Here is a 22,753-nt window from a genome sequence, read left to right as displayed (position 1 = left end):
ACCGATATGGCTGAGAATTACGACCTCATCGTTCTGGGCTCCGGCCCCGGCGGCTATGTGGCCGCGATCCGCGCCGCCCAACTGGGCCTGAAGACCGCCATTGTCGAGCGGGAGAATCTGGGCGGCATCTGCCTCAACTGGGGCTGCATCCCGACCAAGGCGCTCCTGCGTTCCGCGGAAATCTACCATTATATGCAGCATGCCGGGGACTATGGACTGGCGGCCGAGAAGATCAGCGCCGACATCGCGGCGGTGGTGAAGCGTTCGCGCGGCGTCGCCAAGCAACTGAACCAGGGCGTCACGCACCTGATGAAGAAGAACAAGATCGCCGTCCATATGGGCGAGGGCAAGCTGACCGGGAAGGGCAGGCTCAGCGTCACCAGGGACGGCAAGACGGAGGAACTGACGGCGAAGCACATCATCGTCGCCACCGGTGCGCGGGCGCGCGACCTGCCGGGCAGCCCGGCCGACGGCAAGCTCGTCTGGACCTATCGCCACGCCATGACCCCGCCGGAAATGCCGGGCAAGCTGCTGGTCATCGGATCGGGCGCGATCGGCATCGAGTTCGCCAGCTTCTACAATGACATGGGCGCCGACGTGACCGTGGTCGAGATGATGGACCGCATCGTGCCGGTCGAGGATGCGGATGTTTCCGCCTTTCTCGAAAAGGCGCTGAAGAAGCAGGGGATGACCATCCTGACCGGTGCCGGCGTCAGCGACATCCAGGTCGGCGCCAATGGCGTCAAGGCGAAGCTGAAGGACAAGGCGGGCAAGGAGAGCGCCGCCGAATTCAGCCACATGATCGTCGCCATCGGCATCGTCCCCAATACGGAGAATATCGGCCTCAAGGAACTGGGCGTCGCCATGGACGAGCGCGGTTTCCTGAAGACCGACGCGATGTGCCGCACCAATGTCGACGGCCTCTGGGCGATCGGTGACATCACTGCCCCGCCGTGGCTGGCGCACAAGGCGAGCCATGAGGGCGTGATCGCGGCGGAAGCCATTGCCGGCAATCATCCCCATGCCATGGACCCGCGCAATATTCCGGGCTGCACCTATTGCCATCCGCAGATCGCCTCCGTTGGCCTGACTGAAGCCAAGGCGAAGGAAGCCGGCTATGAGGTGAAGGTCGGCATGTTCCCGTTCATCGGCAATGGCAAGGCCATCGCGCTGGGCGAGGCGGAAGGTTTCACCAAGACGGTGTTCGATGCCAAGACCGGCGAATTGCTTGGCGCGCATATGGTCGGTGCGGAAGTGACCGAGATGATCCAGGGCTATACCATCGGCAAGACGCTGGAGACGACCGAGGCGGAACTGATGCACACCGTCTTCCCGCATCCGACCATCTCGGAATCGATGCATGAAAGCGTGCTCGCCGCTTATGGGCGCGCACTCCATATCTGATCGGCGCAAAGCCGTGGCTAAAGGCGCGGGGGCGTTTGTCCTCGCGCTTTTTTGCGTCCTGGGGATTGCGCTGGTCCAGCGGCAGGGATGGCTGGATGGGCTGAATGCCGGGTTGATGGGAATGGCGGGGCGCGCGCGGGACAGCGGCGCCGGAACCATCGTCACCTGGATCATGCAACTGGCGTCGGCCGTGGGCGGAACGGCCGGGCGCTTCGCTCTGCTGGGCGCCTGCTTCGTCGCGCTTTGGGGGATGGCGCGTGCGCGTGCCCTCTGGCTGTTCTGGGCGGCGTTCGGCGGGACATTGCTCAACCTGGCGCTCAAGCAGATATTTGCCGCGCCCCGGCCCGATCTGTTGCCGCATCTTGACCTGGTGAACAGCTATAGTTTTCCAAGCGGCCATGCGGCGGGAAACATGGTCTTCTTCGGGGCCCTGGCCATGCTGGGCGGGCGGCGCTCCGCCTATGTCGCCATGGGACTGGCGATTGCGCTGATCGGGATCAGCCGGGTCTGGCTGGGCGTGCATTGGCCGAGCGACGTGCTGGCGGGTTGGATCGAAGGACTGGGTTGGCTGGCGCTGTGCGGTGCCTGGCTACCAGCGCGGAGAGGGCAGGAAGAGACGGCGGATGGGGTCATGGTGCGGGGGCATGCCGTCGGCGGTGACGAAGCCATGGACCCAGAAGCTGTCGAAAACCGTGGCGGCGGCAATGGCGAGTAGCAGCAGGGCCGATCCGGCGAACAGGGGCCGGGCGCCGCGCAGCGGCGCCGCCGGCATAAAGGCGAGCAATGCGAGTGGCAGGACGGGCAGGAAATAGCGACCCTGCGTCCCCTGGATATAGTCGGCGCCAAGCGGCGTGCCCGTCAGATACATGGCGGTTTCGATCAGCAGCGCCACCCCGGCCGCGATGGCGAGCCACCAGAGCCTTTGCCCCCATGAGACGCGCATGGCCGATCCGCTGCCAATCGCCGCGCCGAGCATTGCCAGCGCCAGCGGATAGGCGAGAAGAGGCAGCAAAATCGCATTCCAGCCGAAACGGCCCACGATCTGGAGCGCATAGACCGGCGCGCGTTCGGTGACGCTGGTGACAAGGATATGGAGATAGGCAAGCGGATCGTGCAGGATAACCGCCAATTGCTGACCGAGAGGCGCGGTCATGACCGTCTCGCCCGTCTTGCGCGACACGATATGGTAGAGCGCCTGGGTGCCGCCGGAGAGCTTCATCCACAGAAGGAAGGCGAAAGCGCCGATGACCATTGCGGCAAGGAGGGGCAGGGGCCGAAGATCGCGGCGGCTTTCCGGCCAGCGCAATCCGGCCGCCATCAACGGCAGATAGACGCCCTTGGCAAGCGCCAGCACGGGAGCGGTCAGGTAGAGCGCCAGGCCGCGTTTCGCCGTCCACCCCATGAAGCCGACCCGCAGCGCCAAGGCAAGGCCGAGAAAGCCCGTGCCGTTGATGACCGCATCGGGGGAGAGCGAAGCATTTTGATAGCAGAAGGTCGGCAGCAGCGCCGTGGCGAGCAGGGCATTGCGGCCGAAGGGAACAAGGCCGAGCGCCGCGGCCAGCATGGCCAGTGCGAACAGGGCGTTGACGATCCGGCCACTGTAGAAAGCTCCCAGATGCGGCAGGCCCAGGCTCTTGCCGATCGCCAGACCGGTCGCTCCGGGCAAATAGAGGGTGGGCGCATAGTTCGCCACATTGGGGAAATCGGCAAAGCGACGCTCATCGGCACGGGATTTCCCGGCATCCCACACGGTCATCAGCATGGACGGCCGGAACAGGCGGGCCTCGGGTGATGCGCGCGTCGGGAAATGGGCGTCGTGCAGGTCGATGGCGGCGCGGGGAAGCTCGGCGCCGATCATCGCGCCCTGCTGCTTGGTCAGCATGCCGCCTTCGGAAAGGAGGAGCGCCTTCATAAAATGCTGATTCTCGTCGGGAGCCTGAAAGGGCGGCGTGACGCAGGCAAAGAAGAGGGTTGCGATGCAGATCAGGGCGTAGAGCCGCTTTTCCAGGCTGGTCCATGGCATATAGCTCGTCGTCCGCGGATTCGCCCGGCCGGATGTCCGTCTTTCCTGTCGCATCGATCGCCCCCTGTCTGGGCATGATGACCTAGCGGCAAGCTCTTAATATTTCGCGCCTATTTCTGATCTGCATCAACATATCGGGTGGGGATCGCGTAAGTCTTCCGTAATATTTCCGCGCCAGTGTCGTCAGGCTCGGGACCCAATGCTGGCCGGGTCGAGGTTTGAGGCAAAATGGCTCAGGGCCAGAAGGCAAGGCGCAGGAATATGTCGATATTTCCAGCCTTGCCGACGCAGCACTGGGGTCATTTCGGTCAAATTTCTGCGGGACGCCGAAATGGCTTCCATCTCGAACCGACATGCGCTGGCAAAGGCAATGAGCCTTCGCGGCGCGCATTCCGGCCCGATATGGTCGCCATTTCGACGCCTCGAACCCGCCAGTAACGGGTCCTGAGCCTAGCGGAGAACTCCATGTATATCATTGATTTCCGGCATGATCTGAACCTGCTCGACATCCGATGGCGCGGCATCTTCACCGATGGGGCGATTGCGGAATATGCGCGCATATTGAAGCGCCAGTTCGTTGAGCAGGGGTTCCAGCCGGGCTATCTGCTGCGCATGGACATGACCGACAGCGCCGTCCAGACACAGGATGCGGTTGCATCCTTCGGTCGCCATCTCGGCGATTTTCCCAAGGCGAGGCGGATCGCCATCGTCACCCCCAGCGCCATTGCAAGCATGCAGGTGCGCCGGGTGATGACCCAATCCTATCTGCGGATATTTCCATGGGCTGAGCCGGCACTGGAGTGGCTGCTGGAGGATGAAGCAGCGGTGGCTGGGCTATAGCGGGCCATCCTGAGACCTTCGCATCACTTGCTCAGGTCCGATTCCTACCGCTTCAACCCAGCTCAAAGCAAAATCAGCCCTCTTCCTCGATTTCCCGTTCCGCCGGAGGGTGAAGGCGCAGACGGCTGACGCGGCGTCCGTCGCTGTCGAGGATTTCCAGTTTCCAGCCGCTTTGTGCATGTTCGACGATCTCGCCGGGCTCGGGAACGCGGCCCGCGATCACGAAGGCCAGGCCGCCCAGCGTGTCGACATCTTCCTCTATGTCCGCCAGCTTTTCGTCGATTTCCTTCGCCACATCCTCCAGTTCGGCGCGGGCGTCGGCTTCCCAAAGGCCGCCATCCAGCGGAACCAGCATCGCTTCCGGTTCCTCGTCATGCTCGTCCTCCACCTCTCCGACGATTTCCTCGACCAGATCCTCGAAGGTGAGCAGCCCTTCCGTACCCGAATATTCGTCGAGCACGATGGCGAGATGGGTGCGCTTGGCGCGCATTTCCGCGAGCAGGTCCAGCGCCCCCATGCTTTCGGGAACATAGAGCGGCTGGCGGATCAGCGGTTCCAGCGTATCGGGCACCGGCGCCTTGCCCGCCAATATGGCGAAGGCGTCGCGGATGTGGATCATGCCGACGATAGTGTCCAGATTTTCGCGATAGACGGGGATGCGGCTGTGTCCCGCCTCCGCGAACAGCGCGGCCAGATCGGCAAAGCTGGCCTTTTCCTCTATGGCGATGATGTCCGCGCGAGGGACCGCCACGTCATCGACCGTATGTTCGGAAAAGTGCAGCAGGTTGCGGACCATCTGGCGTTCGATGGCGGACAGGTCGCCCTTGGCAGGGGGCGCCGCGCCTTCCTCCTGCTCCTCCTCATCATATTCGTCGAGCGCATCCTCCAGCTCGCGCCGAAGGCTGTGGCTTTCCTCATCTCCGAAGAGCAGCGATTTCAGGCCGCTCCATAAACCGCCCTCATGGCTGCTACTGTCCGATTCCTTCGAACCGTTGCCGTCCTTGGGACTGCCTTCCGCCATCGTAGTTCCCGTTTCCCTGTTCACGGCATCGCCCGAGAAAGCCTGTCCTGAACCCGTTTGACGGTGGGCGCCGGCTTTCCGCTAAAAGCGATGCCACAAAATATTATCGATCCCCATAGGGATCGGAAATGCCCAGGCTGATCAGCGACTGCGTCTCCAGCGCTTCCATCGCTTCGGCCTCGGCGTCCTCCATATGATCATATCCCAGCAAATGAAAAGTCCCATGGACGATCAGATGCGTGGCATGATCGGCTATGGAGATGCCCTTTTCCGCGGCCTCGCTGGCGCAGACCCCTTCCGCCAGCACGATGTCGCCCAACAGCACCTCGCCATCGTCGGTGTTGGCGGTGGTTTCCAGCAGGTCCGACTGCACCATCGGGAAGGACAGGACGTTGGTCGGCCTGTCCTTGTCCCGATAGGCGCGGTTGAGCTGGTGGACCTCCTCATCGGTGGTGAGTTTGACCGCGACCTCGTACAAGGCTTCGTCCGCGGCGAACGCGGCATAGGGGCTGTGCGTGATGGCCGCGACGACGGCCCGCTGGGCCAGCAATTCCCAGTCGGTATCGGGCCAGCCCTGTTCGTGGAGAACGGCGACTTCAATCATTATGACGGTTTCCGTTCGCGCCGGGGGTAGTCGAGACATGGTGAAGGTCGAAATGTCGTTCCTCGACCCTGGGCTGTCCCGGACGCCTGCCTTGGCGGGCGTTCGAAGGGCTCGAAATGGCAGGGTGCCGGGCGTGCATCTCAGGCATCCGGGCCCTCATAAGCCTGGACGATGCGGCCCACGACCGGGTGACGCACCACATCGCTGATGCCGAAGGGCACGACGGAAATGCCCTCCACCCCCTCCAGCCGCGCGACGGCGTCCGCCAGACCGGAAATGCCCGGTTGCGGCAGATCCACCTGACGCGGGTCGCCACAGATGACCATGCGGCTGCCTTCACCGAAGCGGGTCAGGAACATCTTCATCTGGGCGACGGTGGTGTTCTGCGCTTCGTCCAGCACGATGAACGCGTTGGACAGGGTGCGGCCGCGCATGAAGGCGAGGGGCGCGATCTCGATCTCCCCCGACGCGATGCGGCGTTCGACCTGCTCTGCGGGGAGCGTGTCGTAGAGCGCGTCGTAGATCGGGCGGAGATAGGGGTCGACCTTTTCCTTCATGTCGCCGGGCAGGAAGCCCAGGCGCTCGCCCGCTTCCACGGCGGGGCGGGAGAGGATCAGGCGGTCGACGCTGCCGGTGATGAGCTGGCTCACGGCCTGCGCGACGGCGAGATAGGTCTTGCCGGTGCCCGCCGGGCCCAGCGCGAAGATGATGTCGTTGCGGGTGAGCGCCTCCATATAGGTCACCTGCGTTGCGGAACGCGGGACGATGGTCTTCTTGCGCGTGCGGATCATGACCTTGGGCGGTTCGGCCACGTCATGGCGGATGATGCCGTCCAGCGTGGGCTCCGCGGACATGGCGATCACCGCTTCCACCGCGCCGGCATCGATTTCCTGGCCGGCGACGATACGGTTGTAGAGGCCTGTCATGACATCGCGCGCGCGGGCGGCCGCCTCGGCGTCCCCCTCGATCTGGAGCTTGTTGCCGCGCGCCGCGATATAGACGCCCAAGCGGTTTTCGATGGCCACCAGATTCTGGTCATATTGGCCGAACAGCGCGCCCAGCAGGTGCGGACGGTCGAAAGTGACTTCCAGCCGGGCGCGTTCTGCGACCTCGGTGCGGTGGTTATGATTGGGTTTCTTGGACATTCAGCAGCCTCCCTGTTCGTCAGTCATACTCGCGCGGGCGAGTATCCATCTCCTGTCGTTTGAGCCTGGTGGACAGGGCTGGAGATGGGTTCCCGTTGCCACGGGAACGACTGTGATTAGGTTCAAGCGGCCTTCCTCCTGCTGGGTTGTCCGGCCAGACTGTTCGGGCCGGCGCTGATGATATCGACTTCTACCATGTCCCCGATGGAAAGTTCCGGCGCGGTGACGTGGACGGACTGAAGCCAGGGCGTCTTGCCGATGAGCTGGCCGGGATGGCGGCCCTTGCGCTCCAGCAGGATGCCGGTGCGGCGGCCGACGGTGGCCGCGTTGAATTCCACCTGATGGCGGTTGATCAGCGCCTGCAGGCGGGCGAGCCGTTCGTCCATGACCTCCGCGGGGATCTGTCCGTCCATGTCGGCGGCGGGCGTGCCGGGGCGCGAACTATATTTGAAGCTGTAGCATTGGGCGTAGCGGACCTGCTCCACGATCTTCAGCGTATCCTCGAACTCGGCGTCGGTCTCGCCGGGGAAGCCCACGATGAAGTCGCCGGAGAGCGCGATGTCCGGCCGGGCTTCGCGCACGCGTTCGATGATGCGCAGATAGCTGTCGGCGTCATGGCTGCGGTTCATCGCCTTCAGCACACGGTCGTTCCCCGACTGCACCGGCAGGTGGAGGAAGGGCATCAGCTTGGGTTCGTCGCCATGGGCCGCGATCAGCCCGTCGCTCATGTCGTTGGGATGGCTGGTGGTGTAACGGATGCGCTTGAGGGCGTCGATCTTCGCCAGTTCGCGGACCAGCCCGTCCATGCCCTGCGTCCGGCCCCTGTCATCCTCGCCGGTCCAGGCATTGACGTTCTGGCCGAGCAGGGTGATCTCCCGCACGCCGCCGTCGACCAGCGCCTTCGCCTCGTCCAGGATCGCGGACCAACTGCGGCTGATTTCCGCGCCGCGTGTATAGGGGACCACGCAATAGGTGCAGAATTTGTCGCAGCCTTCCATGATCGTCAGGAAGGCGGTGGGGCGCGCCTGCTTCGTGCGCGCGGGAAGGGCGCCGAACTTCGACGCCAGCGGCATGTCCGTGTCGACGGCCTGTTCGCCACGGCCCGCCTTGTCGATCAGGTCGGGCAGGCGGTGATAGGCCTGTGGGCCGACGACGATGTCGACATTGCGGGCGCGCCGCTGGATTTCGCCGCCCTCCGCCTGGGCCACGCAGCCGGCGACCGCGATCATCGGTCGGCTGCCGTCCTCGCGGGTCATGCGGCCGATGTCGGAATAGACCTTGTCCACCGCCTTTTCGCGGATGTGGCAGGTGTTGAGGATGACCAGATCCGCCTCGGCGCCGTCGGCCGCGGCGGTCATGCCGCGCTCGCCCAGCATTTCGGCCATGCGCTCGCCATCATAGACGTTCATCTGGCAGCCGAAGGATTTGACGTGGAAGGTCGCTGGAGTCTTTTGGGCGTCGTACCGATTCATGCGGTCCAGCTATACAAGGGGTGCGCCGCAAGTAAAAGGCGGCAGGTGCGCGGCGATGCTGGCGGCTATTCTTTCGCGGGTCGTCGCGGCCAAGGCCTTGCGATCAGGACAGATTGCCGGATCGAACGGTTCCAGAAAGCGCAGGGTGACCTCCAGCCTGCCCTTGCGTTCCAGCAACCTCCTGACGTTCGCACCCGCCGGCTCGTCACTGTGCCAGCTGATTTCGGCGGTGGCCGGACCATAGTCGATATGGACAGGCTGAATCCGCACCGAGCGCGGAGGAGGCAGCAGGACCGAGAGCAGGGATGGCTTGAACGGCAGGAGGCCGGTGCCGTCGCTGGTGGTGCCCTCTGGGAAAAGCGCCACCGGCTGATGCCCCGCCAGCGCGGCGCGCAAGGCGTCGAGTTGCGAAGAGAGCGCGCCGCGGCGCTCGCGGGCGACGAAGAGCGTGTTGTTCTGCGCTGCCAGCCAGCCGATGACGGGCCAGCGCGCAATGCCGTCATGCGCGACGAAGGCCGCACCCGTCGCACCGCCCAGCGCCAATATGTCCACCCAACTGACATGATTGGCGATGATGAAGCTGTCCCCTTGAAAGGGATGGCCGTCGATCCGCACCCGGGCGCCGACGGAACGCGCCGCCAGCGCCAGAAAGCGCGGCGGCCAGGGCGACCGGCGCCGGGCCGCGCGCCAAAGCAGATGCGGGATGAGGCAGAGCAGCAGGCTGACGGCCAAAGCCGTCAGGCGCATGAAGCGGCGAAGTGCGGCCAAGCTGTCTCAGCTCTTGCGGTCGAGCGCGACGCCGTAAAGTTCCATCCTGTGGTCGACTAGGCGGAAGCCAAGCTTTTCCGCGATCTGCTTCTGAAGCTGCTCCAGTTCGGGATCGACGAATTCGATGACATTGCCCGTCTCGACATCGATCAGATGGTCGTGATGGGATTCGGGCGCCGCCTCATATCGGGCGCGGCCGTCACCGAAATCGTGACGATCCAATATGCCCGCTTCCTCGAAGAGGCGGACCGTGCGGTACACGGTGGCGATGGAAATGCCCGGATCGATGGCAGCGGAGCGCCTGTGCAGTTCCTCCACATCCGGGTGATCCGTGGCGTCGCTCAGCACCTGGGCGATGACGCGGCGCTGTTCGGTGATGCGCAGGCCCTTTTCATGGCAAAGGGCTTCGACGTCGATCTTGCGGTTCATGCAGGCTCACTTGGCTGGAATGTGCGTAAGTTCGGAAAAGAGCCTAGCGGCTTTCGTCCTAGTATAAAAGGGGCGCGCGATACGCGCACCCCTTGCATGGGCGTTTGCCTGCGGTTTGCGCTGTTATTTGGGAGCGCGGACGCGACGGCGCTTGGTGCCGAGGCCGATCTTCTTGGCCAGGCTGCGGCGCTGTTCGGCATAGTTGGGCGCGACCATCGGATAATCGGCCGGCAGGCCCCATTTGGCGCGATAATCTTCGGGCGTCATCTGATAATGAGTCATCAGGTGGCGCTTCAGCATCTTCAGCTTCTTGCCGTCTTCCAGGCAGATGATGTAGTCGGGCTTGATCGACGAGCGGACCGAGACGGCGGGTTCGGGCTTCACCTCCGGCGCGGCGGCGGGAGTGGCCAGACCGGAAAGCGCGGCGTGCACATTCTGGATCAGGGTAGATACGTCAGAGACGGCAACGCTGTTGTTCGAGACATGGGCCGCGACAATATCCGACGTCAAAGTAATGAGCAGTTCGCTCTGCGCTGATTCAGTTTCCATTTCTTTTCCCTGCGAAGGCTATTGGTTGCGCGACCCGCCCGAGGAAAATCATTTCAGGAGCGGTATGGGTCAGCTATACCGATGGTTTCTGTTTTGCAAGGGCGGATTTAAATCATCTAAGCATGTCGATACGAAAGCTTAGCGCGTCGTGAAGTTGTCCATCGTTGCCGCGATAGTAACCGGGACGGCGGTGTACATATTCGAACCCGGCTTTTTCATATAGCCTTATTGCCGTATTCGACGCGCGAACTTCCAGATTCATCGACGTAATGCCCCGCTTGCGCGCCGTCCTGAGGCTGTCGAGCAGCAGGTCCTCGCCAATGCCCCTCCCGCGCCAGAGCGGGCTGACGGCCAACAGCAGCAATTCGCATTCGTCAAGCACGGAACGGACCAGCGCGAAGCCGACCGGCGCGGCGTCGATCCGGGCGATGGTGAGCCAGGTTCCCGGCATGGTCATCACCCCGGCGAGCTGCGGCAATGTCCATGCTTCGCCAAAGGCCGGGTCGAAGGCGCGCACCATGACGTCCATGGCATCGCTCATCGCGTTGCGCTCTCCATCCTCATAGGTCTGGAGCGTCAGGCCCGGCGTCATGACGCTGCGCGTTCCGCCATCGGACGCGCATCCGCGCCACGGCAATAAAGGGGGGAGGGGGGGAGCGGCGGGAGCCCGGCGACCAGCGGATAGTCCGCGGCATCGGGATACAGGCTCACCGCCGTGCCATGGCCGCGCGCCGTCACCAGCGCTTCGGCGCCGGTGCCGTAGAGCGTGGGCTGCGTCAATTGCTTCGCCAGTTCGGCAATCGGCGTGGAGGCAGGCGGGCCGAGGGGCGCAAGCCCGTCAGTGGAGAAGGCCTGCCAGAACAACTCGCCATGACCGCCGGTAATGGTGACGGCCAGGGACTCGTCCTTATGATCCCCTGCCGCCGCCCTGGCCGCGATCATGGCGAGCGCGCCATAGCCATGCAGCGGAATGTTCCAGGCCAGCGCCAGCGCCCGCGCGGCGGCGATCCCGATGCGCACGCCGGTGAAGCTGCCGGGGCCGACATCGACGGCGATCGCATCGGCCCGGCCGCCGTCGGGCAGGGCAGCGATGGCGGGCAGCAGCGCTTCGGCATGGCCACGCCCGACGATTTCATGAAAATGGCCCAGGGGCGCTCCGTCATCGAGCAGCGCCACGGACAGCGCCTGTGTCGCGGTGTCGATGACCAATATGCGCAAAGAAAACCCCTGTTGACCGCTCGCCCGATGCGATGCCCGGCTCTGCGGTTAATCGATCGGCACGGGTTTGCCAATTGTTCCCGGCCAACTGTTTCGCCGCTCAGACGGCGCGGACCTCCGTCACTTCGGGCACATAATGTTTGAGCAGTTGTTCGATCCCGTTCTTCAGCGTCGCCGTGGAGGAGGGGCAGCCGGAACAGGCGCCCTGCATGCGCAGATAGACGGTTCCCTTGTCGAAGCCGCGATAGATGATGTCGCCGCCGTCATTGGCCACGGCCGGCCGGACACGGGTGTCGATCAGCTCGCGAATCTGGGCGATGATCTCCTCATCTTCCGGATCGTCCGCAAATTCCTCCTCCTCGGGGACGAAGATTTCGCCTGCCGAGCCGGGCGCGAACAGCGGCATGTTGGCGGAGAAATGTTCGAGCAGGATCGAAAGGATGTCGGGCTTCACATCGCTCCACTGTGCGCCGGGCGCGATGGTGACGGAAATGAAGTCCCCGCCGAAAAAGACCCCCGTCACGTCGCCCAGGCCGAACAGCGCATCGGCCAGCGGTGAAGCCTCCGCTTCTTCCGGTGTGGCGAAATCGCGGGTGCCCATGCCCATGACCACGCGGCCGGGAATGAACTTGACGGTTGCCGGATTGGGCGTCGCTTCGGTCTCGATCAACATGCGCGCTATGTGGAGAGAAGACTGCGCAAGATCAAGCTTTCGTGCTAAATTGACTCCCGCAAATCGCTTGGCGCCGTCGATTGAGTCCCGCCTGAGATCGAAGGGAGAGAGAAGATGAGCAATGAGGCCGACATCCGCCACCGCTTCTGGACGGAATTGTCGCAAAGCCCGTTCCTGATGGTCGGGTTGAGAGGGTCGCCCGATCACAGCATGCCCATGACGGCGCAGCTCGATCCCGGCGCGAACCATTGCTTCTGGTTCTATACGACGCGGGAGAACCGGCTGGCCAGGGGCGGACCGGCCATGGCCCAGTTCGCAGGCAAGGGACATTTCCTGTTCGCCTGCATCGACGGCACTCTGGTCGAGGAGACGGACCCGGCGGTGATCGACCGGTACTGGACCCATGACGTAGCGAGCTGGTATCCCGGCGGACGGCAGGACCCGCATCTGACGATGCTCCGTTTCGATCTTGGCCGCGCGGAAATCTGGCGTGCCGACATGTCGCTTGGCGGCATGTTCCGGCAAATGTTCGGCGGAGACGTGCGCGAAGAGATGCGGAGCAAGCATGTGGAGGTGACGTTGTAGGGGTAGGCGAAAGCCGCCACTTGCTTTTTCCCGCCATTCCCGCCATATGCGCTGCAACGCAGCAGCGGGCTTCACGCCCCTTCCAGCGATTGGCAGCGTGATCGCTTCGGCCCGAACGGGCATCGGGGCCGGCCAATGAAAGTCTGCGCCAAGCTTTGAGGCTTCCCTTTTCACGCGGGTCGTTTCGTAACCCGCCTTGCGTCCCGGCCGTGCCGGAAGACGCCGGGGCCCATTCGTGAGTTATCATCCATGCAATTTACCGACCTTGGCCTTGCCGAGCCGATCCTGAAGGCGCTCGCCGCCAAGAAATATGCCTCGCCGACGCCGATCCAGGCGCAGGCCATCCCCGTGCTGCTGAAGGGCAAGGACCTGTGCGGCATCGCGCAGACCGGCACCGGCAAGACCGCTGCCTTCGCGCTGCCCAGCCTTGACCATTTCGCCCGAAATCCCAAGCCGACGCCGCTCCAGGGCTGCCGCATGCTGGTGCTGTCGCCGACGCGCGAACTCGCCGCGCAGATCGCGCAGAGCTTCCGCGACTATGGCCGCTTCCTGAAGCTGTCCGTGGAGGTCGTGTTCGGCGGCGTGCCGATCAACCGGCAGATCCGGGCGCTGGGGCGCGGCGTCGACATCGTCGTGGCGACGCCGGGCCGTCTGCTCGACCTGATCGACCAGCGCGCCTTCACCATCAAGGATACCGAGATCTTCGTCCTCGACGAAGCCGACCAGATGATGGACATGGGCTTCATCCACCCGTTGAAGCGCATCGCCAAGCTGCTGCCGAAGGAGCGGCAGAACCTCTTCTTCTCCGCCACCATGCCGGGCGAGATCGAGGCGCTGGCCAGCCAGTTCCTGCACGATCCGGTCAAGGTGAGCGTCGCGCCGCAGTCGACCACGGCGGAGCGGGTCCGGCAGCAGGCTACCTTCGTCAACCAGATGGAGAAGCAGGCGCTGCTCAACCTGACGATCCAGAAGGAAGACATCGACCGCGCGCTGATCTTCACCCGGACCAAACATGGCGCCGACCGGGTCGTGCGCTTTCTGGAGGGCGCGGGCATCCAGGCCGTGGCGATCCATGGCAACAAGAGCCAGGCGCAGCGGACCACCGCGCTCCAGGCCTTCCGCCATGGCCATGTGAAGCTGCTGGTGGCGACCGACATCGCCGCGCGCGGCATCGACGTGTCGGGCGTCAGCCATGTCATCAATTTCGAACTGCCCAATGTGCCGGAACAATATGTCCACCGCATCGGCCGCACGGCGCGGGCAGGGGCGGAGGGCGTTGCGATCAGCTTCGTGGCGGACGACGAGCGGCCTTATCTGAAGGCCATCGAGCGGACGACCAAGGTGAAGCTGGACGTCGTCCCGCTGCCGGAGAATTTCGTCGAGGTGGTGCGCAATCTTCCCAAGGCCGCGCCGCAGCGCAAGGGTCGGGAGCAGACCCCGGAGCAGAAGACGCGGCGCGCCGACGGGCAACGCCGCTATCAGGACCAGCAGAAGCAGCAGCGCGGCAATACCGAACGGGCGCATCGGCCGGATGGCGAAGCTGCGAAGCCGGCAAAGAAGAATTTCCGGCGCCGTCGCGGCGGCAGCAATGTCGGCGCGCATAAGGGCGCGGTGCAGAAGACCGGCGGGCGGTAATCCCAGATATGATGGGCTCCTGCGAAGGCTGGAGCCCAGTCCTGCCGTTTGACCGGATTCCCGTCTTCGCGGGAAGATGGGGTTCCTTCCTCTTTGTCAGTGGCCATTCAGGAAAATCTCTTTAGGCTGCGCGGCCATGAGCTTTTCCTTCCGGCGTTCCGCCGCTTCGCTGTCCGTCCTTGCCCTGCTGCTTTCGGGAACGCCCGCGCCTCTGGGGGCGAAGACGGACCCGACTGCCACATCCACGGCGCCGGGCTCGACCAAGGCGCAGGTCAGGCCATGGCTCTACGAGAACAGCGATGTTCCGATCGATCCGGCCTGGCGCTTCGGCACCCTGTCCAATGGCGTGCGCTATGCCGTCCGCCGCAATGGCGTGCCGCCGGGTCAGGTGTCGGTCCGGCTGCGGATCGACGCCGGCTCGCTGATGGAGCAGTCCGATGAGCTGGGATATGCCCATTTCATGGAGCATCTGACCTTCCGTGGCTCCCGCCATGTACCCGACGGGGAATCCAAGCGCATCTGGCAGCGGCTGGGCGTCACCTTCGGCAGCGACAGCAATGCGCAGACGACGCCGACCGGGACCACCTATGCGCTCGACCTGCCGCAGGCGACGCAGGCCAGCCTGGGCGAAAGCATGAAGATACTCGCCGGCATGATGGCCGACCCCAATATCGTCGAGAGCGCCGTGAATGCCGAGCGCGCCGTGGTTCTTGCGGAAAAGCGGGAGAGCGATGGGCCGCAGATGCGGATTTCCGATGCGACAAGACGGCATTTCTTCGCTGGCCAGCCGCTGGCCGACCATAGCCCCATCGGCACGGTGGCAACGCTGAATGCCGTCACGGCGGCGAAGATGGAAGCTTTTCACCAGCGCTGGTACCGCCCGGAAAATGCCGTGATCTCTATTGCGGGCGACATCGACCCGGCCATGGCCGAGCAATTGATCAAGGATAATTTCGGCTCCTGGACCGTCCCCGGAAAGGGCGCGCCGCTACCCGATTTCGGGGAGCCCGACCCCAGGGCCCCTGCCACCAGGGTGACGGTGGAGCCCGGCGCGCCCACCGGCCTCACCATGGCCTGGCTGCGCCCGTGGAAGCCGCATGCCGACACCATCGTCTACAATCAGGACAAGCTGACCGACATGCTGGCCCTGCAGATCATCAGCCGCCGTCTGGAACAGGTTGCGCGCAGCGGCGGCAGCTTCCTGCAGGCAAGCGTGGATCAGCAGGATGTCAGCCGGTCCGCCGATGGCACCTTCGTCACCATCGTGCCCACGGGCGAGAATTGGGAAAAGGCGTTGGGAGACGTGCGCGCGATCATGGAGGACGCCAAGGCCGCGCCGCCAAGCCAGATAGAGATCGACCGCGAATATGCGCAGATGGACACCGCACTCGCGATTCAGGTTGAGAATGCCGATACGGAGGCGGGCGCCAAGCAGGCGAGCGACCTGGTGAGCGCGGTCGACATTCGCGAAACCACGGTCAGCCCGCAGGCGGCGCTGGACATCTTCCGCTCCGGCAAGACGGGCATGACGCCGCAGAAGATATTGGATTCGACCCGGCGGCTCTTCTCCGCCGGCGTCTTCCGCGCGCAGCTGATCACTGGCAAGGTCCAGCCCGGCGTCGACGCGAAGCTGGCCGCCGCTGTCGCCGCGCCGGTCAAGGCGGCGACTAACGCGCGGCTGGCGGACAAGGTTGTGACCATGGCCGACCTGCCGAAGCTCGGCGCGCCGGGGAAGGTCGTTTCGCGTACGCCTATCGGCCTGCCGGGGATGGAAAGCATTGTCTTCTCCAACGGCGTCAAGCTGACCCTGTTCGCCAATGATGCGGAAACGGAGAAGGTGCGGATCAACGTCCGCTTCGGTCATGGCCAGCAGGCCTTTTCCCCGACCCGGCCCGTGCCGGGCTGGGCGGCGGATTATGCGCTGGTGGCGAGTGGAATAGGGAAACTGGGCCAGCGGGAACTCGATGACCTGACCAATGGCCGCCGCATGGGGATGGATTTCGCCATCGACGACGATGCCTTTGAAATGCAGGCCGTAACGCGTCCGGCGGATTATAAGGACCAATTGCTGCTGTTCGCGACCAAGCTGTTTGCGCCGGGATGGGACCCCGCGCCGATCGCGCGCGTGAAGACGGGGGCAGGGGTCGCCTATGACGCGATGGAGCGGGCGCCGGATTCCGTGCTGGCGCGGGACCTCAACTGGTTGCTGCACGACAGGGATGTGCGGTTCCGCACGCCTTCGCGGGCGGAGATCGACGCGCTGACTCCACAAGCCTTCCGCGCCACATGGGAACCGCTGCTGGCATCCGGGCCCGTCGAGATACAGATTTTCGGGCAGGTGAAGGCGGACGATGCCATTGCAGCCGTGGCGGCGACCTTCGGTGCGCTGCCGCAGCGGGTGGATGTCCCGGTTCCCGCCGCCAACAAGCTGATGCGCTTTCCCGCCCATGTCGAAAGCCCGGTGGTCCTGCGGCACAAGGGCGACAAGGAGCAAGCGGCGGCGGTCATGGCATGGCCCACGGCAGGCGGGTTCGCACTGACGAAGGAAGCGCGGCAGCTTGAAATCCTGACGCAGATTTTCAACGATCGGCTGTTCGACAAGCTGCGTTCGACCGAAGGCGCGGCCTATTCGCCCAGCGTCCAGAACAACTGGCCATTTTCCTATGAAAGCGGCGGTTACATATTGGTGACGAGCCAGGTGCGCCCGGATCGCGTCCGTTATTTCTACGGCGTGGTGAAGGACACGGCGGCGGACCTCGTCAAAAATCCGGTGAGCGAGGACGAATTGCAGCGCGCCGTCGCGCCGATGCGGCAATTGCTGATGCGGGCAGGGACAGGCAATGCCTTCTGGATGAACCAGATGGAGGGCGCTACCCACGACCCGCGCTATGTACAGGCGATGCAGACCATGGCGCAGGACATGCTGACCGTCACGCCAACCGATATTCAGGCGCTGGCGGCCAAATATCTGGTGCCCGGCAAGAGCTGGTCTGCGGTGGTGCTGCCCGATGGCGTCGCCGCCCAATAGCCGGACCGGCGGCTCAGGCCGGGACGCGCTCCGTCTGTTCCAGCAACTGGCTGTAGAGCCGGACATATTCCATGTGGATCGCGCGGATTTCCGGATTGCGGGAGCGGGCGGCCAGCCTGCGATTGCGGTCCAGCCGCGCCTCGAAATAGCTGCGGTCGAACGACATGTTGATACCCATTTCTTGCCTCCCGGGGGAACGATTTGGGGGCAGGAATGTTTCCAGCGGCCGAAAGTTGCGGCTGATTTCAGGCATTTCTGCTGCAACGCGGCAGACTGACCGGAAGCCGAGCCGGACCGAAGCCCGCCCCTTCAGTCCATGGCGCGAAGCGCGGCGACGATCATGAAGGCCGCGCATTTGGCGGTACGCTCAGCGCTGATGGTCGGTGCCGACAGGCTGCGATGGCCCAACCCGAACAAACAGGCCAGGATCATTTCTTCGGCGCTTTTCAGCGCTTCGCCCGACAATCCGGGGTTTGCGACGCAGGCGAAATCCCCCAGGGATTTCCGCAGGCCGTTGCACATGTCGGCAATCGTGCCCGCGACCCGCGCGTTGCGGAATCCCTCGGCCAGAATATCGAAGGACAGGGCCTCGTGCGGGTTGTCCATCACCTCCAGCAACAGCAGTTCGAAGGTCCGCTCTATGCTGATCTCCCCTGCCTCGAGCCGGTTCTGCAAGCTCAGGATCGTCGCTTCGCGTTCGCGCGTATCGCTATTCACGATCGCTTCGATAATGTCTTCCTTGCCCTTGAACAGCCGGTAGATCTGGCCGACGGACACATGCGCCGCGGCAGCCAGCTCGGCCATCGCGCTCTGATGAAAACCGTTGGCGGCGAACAGATCGCGGGCCGCATCCAATATGCGGTCCCTGGCATTCCGTTCATGTTGCAATGCAGCCAAAAATCTTCGTCCCGTCTTTTTTACTCTTGAACAAATTGTGGCATGTTCCTACCTGCCGCGCAAGCGGAATGAACGTTCATTCCAATTGAAGCCACCAGTGGAAACGGAGCATCGACCGATGCAAAAGGGGATTTTTGTCGGACTGTTCGCCTGCGCGTCGGCCCTTGCGCTGGGCGCCTGTGGCGAGCAGCAGCAGCCTGCGCCGCCGCCGCCCGCGGTCGGTGTGGTGAAATTGACGGTGGAAAACGCTCCGTTGACGACCGAGCTTCCTGGCCGCATCGCCGCAGTGGAAACGGCAGAGGTCCGGCCCCAGATCAGCGGCGTCATCCGCCGCCGCCTGTTCACCGAGGGCGCCGTGGTGCGTGCGGGCCAATTGCTCTACGAGATCGAGGATGCGCCCTATCGCGCCGCCCTGGGGCAGGCGCAGGGCGCTCTCTCTCGGGCGCAGGCATCGATCCGGGCGACGGGACTGCAGGCGCAGCGTTATAAGGAACTGGTCGGCATCAACGCCGTCAGCCGGCAGGAGGCCGACAATGCCGCCGCCTCGGCCCAGCAGGCGCGCGCCGATGTCGCCGCGCAGCGGGCGGCGGTGCAGGCCGCCCAGGTGAACCAGGATTTCACCCGCATAAGGGCCCCCATTTCCGGGCGGATCGGCCGTTCCCTGTTCACGCCGGGCGCGTTGGTGCAGGCAGGACAGGCCGACCCGCTGGCGACGATCCAGCGGACCGACGTCGTCTATGTCGACGTGACCCAGTCGGCCGCGCAGATCATCGACCTCAAGCAGGCGATGAAGGCAGGCGGCGTCAGTGCCGCCGACGGCGCGCGGGTCCAGTTGCTGCTGCCCAATGGCAGCGTCTATCCGATCGAGGGGCGTCTGCAATTTTCCGAGGTGACGGTCGATCCCAGTTCGGGCGCGGTAACGCTGCGTGCGACTTTCGCCAATCCGGACGGCCTGTTGCTGCCCGGCATGTATGTGCGGGCCAGGCTGGTCGAGGGCCAACGCAGCCAGGCGATCCTTGCGCCGCAGCAGGGCATCACCCGCGATGCGCGGGGCCGGGCCACCGCCATGGTGGTGGGTGCGGACAACAAGGTCGAACTGCGTCAGGTCGAAACCGACCGGGCCATTGGCGACAAATGGATCGTCACCAAGGGGCTGAAGGCGGGAGACAGGCTGGTCGTGGAGGGCCTGGTGAACCTGCGGCCCGGAACGGTCGTGAAGCCGGGCGCGCCGCAGCAGGTGACGGCGGGCAGGCAGGCGAATGCCGGCGGGGCGAACTAAGCCATGGCCCGCTATTTCATCGACAGGCCCATCTTCGCATGGGTCATCGCCATCGTCATCATGCTGGCCGGCATTCTGGCCCTGCGCTCGCTGGCCGTGGCGCAGTTTCCGGAGATCGCGCCGCCCGCGGTGACGATCGCGACCACCTATCCGGGCGCGAATGCGGAAACGCTGGAAAGCACGACGACGCAGATCATCGAGCAGCAGCTCAAGGGCATCGACAATCTCCGCTACTTCTCGTCCAGCAGCGATTCGGCGGGCAACCTCACCATCACCCTGACCTTCGAGCAGGGAACGGATGCCGACATCGCGCAGGTCCAGGTCCAGAACAAGCTGGCCCAGGCCACCCCCCTGTTGCCGCAGGAAGTGCAGCAACAGGGGCTGCGCGTCACCAAATCCACCTCGACCTTCCTGATGATCATGGCCGTCTATGCCGATGACGGCATTCATGATCAGCAGGATGCGGGCGATTTCGTCGCTTCCGCCCTGCAGGATCCGATCAGCCGTGTCGACGGCGTGGGGGATACCCAGTTGCTGGGCGCGCAATATGCGATGCGCATCTGGCTCGATCCCTATAAGATGGCCAATCTGGGCGTCACCACCGGCGACGTCAAATCCGCCATACGCGCCCAGAATGCGCAGGTTTCCGCAGGCCAGATCGGCGGCACGCCGTCGCCCCGCGGCCAGGCGCTGAACGCCACCGTGACGGCGCAGTCGCGCCTCAGGACCCCCGAAGAGTTCCGGCAGATCCGGCTGCGCAGCAACAGCAACGGATCGGTCGTCTATCTGGCAGATGTCGCCAGGGTGGAGTTGGGTGCGGAAAGCTACAGCTTCGGCGCGAGGTTCAATGGCCATCCGGCCGCCGGCTTCGGCGTAAGGCTGGCGCCGGGCGCCAATGCGCTCGATACGGTGGAAGGCGTGAAGAACCGGGTCAACGAACTGTCGAAAACCTTCCCGAGCTGGGTCAAATACGACTTCCCGGTGGACAATTCGACCTTCGTGAAACTGTCGGTGGAGCAGGTCATCCACACGCTGTTCGAAGCGACGCTGCTCGTCTTCGTGGTGATGTTCCTGTTCCTTCAGAACTGGCGCGCCACGCTGATCCCCACCATTGCGGTGCCGGTCGTGCTGCTGGGATCGCTGGCGATCCTCTATGCGGCGGGGTTCACCATCAACACGCTGACGCTGTTCGGCATGGTGCTGGCGATCGGCCTGCTGGTCGACGACGCCATCGTCGTGGTCGAGAATGTCGAGCGCATCATACAGGAAGAGGGGCTTAGCCCGAAGGAAGCCGCGAAGAAGTCGATGGACGAGATCAGCGGCGCGTTGATCGGCATCGGCCTAGTGCTGTCGGCGGTGTTCCTGCCCATGGCGTTCTTCGGCGGGTCGACGGGCGTGATCTTCCGCCAGTTCTCCATCACCATCGTTTCCGCCATGGTGTTGTCGGTGCTGGTCGCGTTGATCCTGACGCCCGCGCTCTGCGCGACGATCCTGCGTCCCCGGGGGCACAGCCATGTCTGGACCGGCCCGTTGGGGTCGCGCTTCGGCCGCTTCTTCGACTGGTTCAACCGGACCTTCGACCGCAATGTCGTGCGATACGGCGCGACCGTGGAGAAGGTCGAGCGGCGCTGGGGCCGCACGATGCTGGTCTATGCATTGATCGTCGCGGGGATGGCGCTGGTCTTCCTGCGCCTGCCTGGCGGTTTCCTGCCCGATGAAGATCAGGGCATCATCATCAACCAGGTGTCGCTCCCGACCGGGTCGACGCTGGAGGAGACCGAACGGACGCTGGCGAAGGTGCGCGATCACTATATGACGGACGAGAAGCGGAATGTTGCCGCCGTCTTCACCATCTCCGGCTTCGGCTTCGTGGGCCAGGGCCAGAATGTCGGCCTCGCCTTTGTTAGGATGAAGGACTGGTCGCAGCGCGAGGGCGCCGACAACAAGGTGTCCGCCATCGCTTTGCGCGCCAATGGCGCGTTCCAGCGGATTTCCGCAGGCATGGCGATCGCCTTCGTGCCGCCCGCCGTGCAGGAACTGGGCAATGCCACCGGCTTCGACTTTCAGCTCGTGGACCGCGCCGGGCTGGGCCATGACAGGATGCTGGAGGCGCGCAACCAGTTGCTGGGCATGGCCATGGCCGACAAGCGGCTGGCGCAGGTGCGCCCCAACGGGCTGGAGGATACGCCGCAGCTCAAGCTCAACGTCGATCAGGCGGCAGCGGGCGCGCTGGGCATCGCCCAGTCCGACGTCAACGATACGATCAGCACGGCGATGGGCAGCAGCTACGTCAACGACTTCATCGACCGCGACCGGGTGAAGCGCGTCTATGTGCAGGCCGATGCGCCGTTCCGGACCACGCCGGATTCGATCGGCGTGCTGCATGTGCGGGGAAGCGGCGGCGCGATGGCGCCGATCTCTTCCTTTGCGACGACCGAATGGACCCATGGCCCGGCGAAGCTGGAGCGGTTCAACGGCGTGCCGTCGATGCAGATCATGGGTGCGCCCGCGCCGGGCGTTTCGACCGGCGAGGCGATGAAGGCGATGGAGGAAATGGCGACCAAGCTGCCGGCAGGCGTCGGTTATGAATGGAACGGCATTTCCTATGAGGAGAAGACCTCCGGCGGGCAGGCGCCGGCGCTTTATGCGCTGTCGATGCTGATCGTGTTCCTGTGCCTGGCCGCGCTTTATGAAAGCTGGTCCGTGCCCATCGCCGTGATGCTGGTGGTGCCGCTGGGCGTGTTCGGCGCGGTGGTCGCCGCGATGCTGGTCGGCCTCAACAACGACATCTACCTTCAGGTCGGCCTGATCACGACCATCGGCGTGTCGGCCAAGAACGCCATCCTGATCGTCGAATTCGCCGAGGAGAAGATGCGCGAGGGGCTGCCACCCGCGCGGGCGGCGCTGGAGGCGGGCAAGCTGCGCCTGCGGCCGATCCTGATGACCAGCTTCGCCTTCGTCTTCGGCGTGCTGCCGCTGGCGGTGGCGAAGGGCGCGGGCGCAGGCGGCCAGAACGCCATAGGCTGGGCCGTGGTCGGCGGCATGCTGTCCGCGACGGTGCTGGCCATCTTCTTCGTGCCGGTCTTCTTCACCGTCGTGAAGCGGCTGTTCCGCGAACATCATGGCAAGGATCAGGGCGGGCATGAGGGCGGCGCCCGGCTGGGTCCGCAGGAGGCATGAGGA

20 protein-coding genes and 1 pseudogene are annotated in these 22,753 nt (G+C 64.4%); 8 read left to right on the top strand and 13 right to left on the bottom strand.

Annotation, left to right across the window (positions count from 1 at the left end):
* Nucleotides 1–6 precede the first annotated feature (6 nt).
* Nucleotides 7–1,404 (top strand): dihydrolipoyl dehydrogenase, encoded by a 1,398-nt coding sequence (lpdA, locus tag H5V43_RS06735; protein WP_025549172.1) that lies wholly within the window; start codon nucleotides 7–9, stop codon nucleotides 1,402–1,404.
* Nucleotides 1,361–1,942 (top strand): annotated as a pseudogene (locus H5V43_RS06730) (phosphatase PAP2 family protein); the annotation flags it as partial. The gene lpdA and the pseudogene H5V43_RS06730, both read left to right, overlap by 44 nt.
* Before the next feature lie 51 nt (nucleotides 1,943–1,993).
* Here H5V43_RS06730 and H5V43_RS23580 read toward each other — a convergent pair.
* The gene (locus H5V43_RS23580; protein ID WP_025549175.1) at nucleotides 1,994–3,481 is read right to left on the bottom strand and encodes a DUF2142 domain-containing protein; all 1,488 of its coding nucleotides are present in this window, start codon (nucleotides 3,479–3,481) and stop codon (nucleotides 1,994–1,996) included.
* A 411-nt stretch (nucleotides 3,482–3,892) separates the two neighbouring features.
* On the opposite strand from H5V43_RS23580, the gene H5V43_RS06725 reads away from it, so the two are divergent.
* The gene (locus tag H5V43_RS06725; protein ID WP_025549176.1) at nucleotides 3,893–4,267 is read left to right on the top strand and encodes a hypothetical protein; all 375 of its coding nucleotides are present in this window, start codon (nucleotides 3,893–3,895) and stop codon (nucleotides 4,265–4,267) included.
* 73 nt (nucleotides 4,268–4,340) lie between these two features.
* On the opposite strand, the gene H5V43_RS06720 is transcribed toward H5V43_RS06725, so the two are convergent.
* The 10 genes from H5V43_RS06720 to H5V43_RS06675 form a co-directional block, all read right to left on the bottom strand.
* A complete protein-coding gene (locus H5V43_RS06720) occupies nucleotides 4,341–5,288 on the bottom strand; it encodes a hemolysin family protein (protein WP_025549178.1) in 948 nt (315 codons plus the stop codon).
* A gap of 103 nt (nucleotides 5,289–5,391) precedes the next feature.
* Nucleotides 5,392–5,892 carry an rRNA maturation RNase YbeY gene (gene ybeY, locus H5V43_RS06715; RefSeq protein ID WP_025549179.1) on the bottom strand — a complete coding sequence of 167 codons (501 nt, stop codon included), beginning with the start codon at nucleotides 5,890–5,892 and terminating at the stop codon, nucleotides 5,392–5,394.
* A gap of 140 nt (nucleotides 5,893–6,032) precedes the next feature.
* The gene (locus H5V43_RS06710) at nucleotides 6,033–7,037 is read right to left on the bottom strand and encodes a PhoH family protein (protein ID WP_025549180.1); all 1,005 of its coding nucleotides are present in this window, start codon (nucleotides 7,035–7,037) and stop codon (nucleotides 6,033–6,035) included.
* A 122-nt stretch (nucleotides 7,038–7,159) separates the two neighbouring features.
* The gene (gene miaB, locus H5V43_RS06705) at nucleotides 7,160–8,509 is read right to left on the bottom strand and encodes a tRNA (N6-isopentenyl adenosine(37)-C2)-methylthiotransferase MiaB (protein ID WP_025549182.1); all 1,350 of its coding nucleotides are present in this window, start codon (nucleotides 8,507–8,509) and stop codon (nucleotides 7,160–7,162) included.
* A gap of 9 nt (nucleotides 8,510–8,518) precedes the next feature.
* Nucleotides 8,519–9,277, bottom strand: coding sequence for a lysophospholipid acyltransferase family protein (locus H5V43_RS06700; RefSeq protein WP_025549183.1), 759 nt, complete (start codon nucleotides 9,275–9,277; stop codon nucleotides 8,519–8,521).
* Between the two features lie 6 nt (nucleotides 9,278–9,283).
* Entirely contained in the window at nucleotides 9,284–9,706 is a 423-nt protein-coding gene (locus H5V43_RS06695; RefSeq protein WP_025549184.1) for a Fur family transcriptional regulator, read from the bottom strand.
* 123 nt (nucleotides 9,707–9,829) lie between these two features.
* Nucleotides 9,830–10,255, bottom strand: a complete 426-nt coding sequence (locus H5V43_RS06690; protein WP_025549185.1) for a Ros/MucR family transcriptional regulator — start codon at nucleotides 10,253–10,255, stop codon at nucleotides 9,830–9,832.
* Nucleotides 10,256–10,367: 112 nt separating this feature from the next.
* Nucleotides 10,368–10,847 carry a GNAT family N-acetyltransferase gene (locus H5V43_RS06685; protein ID WP_025549186.1) on the bottom strand — a complete coding sequence of 160 codons (480 nt, stop codon included), beginning with the start codon at nucleotides 10,845–10,847 and terminating at the stop codon, nucleotides 10,368–10,370.
* Complete coding sequence (gene tsaB, locus H5V43_RS06680) at nucleotides 10,844–11,473, bottom strand: tRNA (adenosine(37)-N6)-threonylcarbamoyltransferase complex dimerization subunit type 1 TsaB (RefSeq protein ID WP_025549187.1); 630 nt, start codon at nucleotides 11,471–11,473, stop codon at nucleotides 10,844–10,846. The genes H5V43_RS06685 and tsaB overlap by 4 nt, the downstream gene beginning before the upstream one ends.
* Before the next feature lie 100 nt (nucleotides 11,474–11,573).
* Entirely contained in the window at nucleotides 11,574–12,146 is a 573-nt protein-coding gene (locus tag H5V43_RS06675; RefSeq protein ID WP_025549188.1) for a NifU family protein, read from the bottom strand.
* 114 nt (nucleotides 12,147–12,260) lie between these two features.
* Here H5V43_RS06675 and H5V43_RS06670 point away from each other — a divergent pair, with 114 nt between their 5' ends.
* The 3 genes from H5V43_RS06670 to H5V43_RS06660 all read left to right on the top strand — a co-directional run bounded on the left by H5V43_RS06670 (nucleotide 12,261) and on the right by H5V43_RS06660 (nucleotide 17,394).
* The gene (locus tag H5V43_RS06670) at nucleotides 12,261–12,731 is read left to right on the top strand and encodes a pyridoxamine 5'-phosphate oxidase family protein (protein WP_025549190.1); all 471 of its coding nucleotides are present in this window, start codon (nucleotides 12,261–12,263) and stop codon (nucleotides 12,729–12,731) included.
* Between the two features lie 249 nt (nucleotides 12,732–12,980).
* Nucleotides 12,981–14,366, top strand: coding sequence for a DEAD/DEAH box helicase (locus H5V43_RS06665; RefSeq protein WP_025549191.1), 1,386 nt, complete (start codon nucleotides 12,981–12,983; stop codon nucleotides 14,364–14,366).
* A gap of 136 nt (nucleotides 14,367–14,502) precedes the next feature.
* On the top strand, nucleotides 14,503–17,394 hold the full coding sequence (locus H5V43_RS06660; protein WP_193666794.1) for a M16 family metallopeptidase: 2,892 nt from the start codon (nucleotides 14,503–14,505) through the stop codon (nucleotides 17,392–17,394).
* Nucleotides 17,395–17,407: 13 nt separating this feature from the next.
* Here H5V43_RS06660 and H5V43_RS06655 read toward each other — a convergent pair whose 3' ends face one another.
* Both H5V43_RS06655 and H5V43_RS06650 read right to left on the bottom strand, forming a co-directional pair.
* Complete coding sequence (locus H5V43_RS06655) at nucleotides 17,408–17,572, bottom strand: hypothetical protein (RefSeq protein ID WP_165363355.1); 165 nt, start codon at nucleotides 17,570–17,572, stop codon at nucleotides 17,408–17,410.
* A 131-nt stretch (nucleotides 17,573–17,703) separates the two neighbouring features.
* Nucleotides 17,704–18,291, bottom strand: coding sequence for a TetR/AcrR family transcriptional regulator (locus tag H5V43_RS06650; protein ID WP_025549192.1), 588 nt, complete (start codon nucleotides 18,289–18,291; stop codon nucleotides 17,704–17,706).
* A 118-nt stretch (nucleotides 18,292–18,409) separates the two neighbouring features.
* Here H5V43_RS06650 and H5V43_RS06645 point away from each other — a divergent pair, with 118 nt between their 5' ends.
* Nucleotides 18,410–19,570 (top strand): efflux RND transporter periplasmic adaptor subunit, encoded by a 1,161-nt coding sequence (locus H5V43_RS06645; RefSeq protein WP_099185727.1) that lies wholly within the window; start codon nucleotides 18,410–18,412, stop codon nucleotides 19,568–19,570.
* Between the two features lie 3 nt (nucleotides 19,571–19,573).
* Entirely contained in the window at nucleotides 19,574–22,750 is a 3,177-nt protein-coding gene (locus tag H5V43_RS06640; RefSeq protein ID WP_025549194.1) for an efflux RND transporter permease subunit, read from the top strand.
* Nucleotides 22,751–22,753 lie beyond the last annotated feature (3 nt).

The organism is Sphingobium fuliginis (genome assembly GCF_015074805.1).
Lineage (GTDB): Bacteria > Pseudomonadota > Alphaproteobacteria > Sphingomonadales > Sphingomonadaceae > Sphingobium > Sphingobium fuliginis.
Note: the sequence above shows the minus strand (reverse complement) of the source record. Positions and strands in the feature narration are given on the sequence as shown.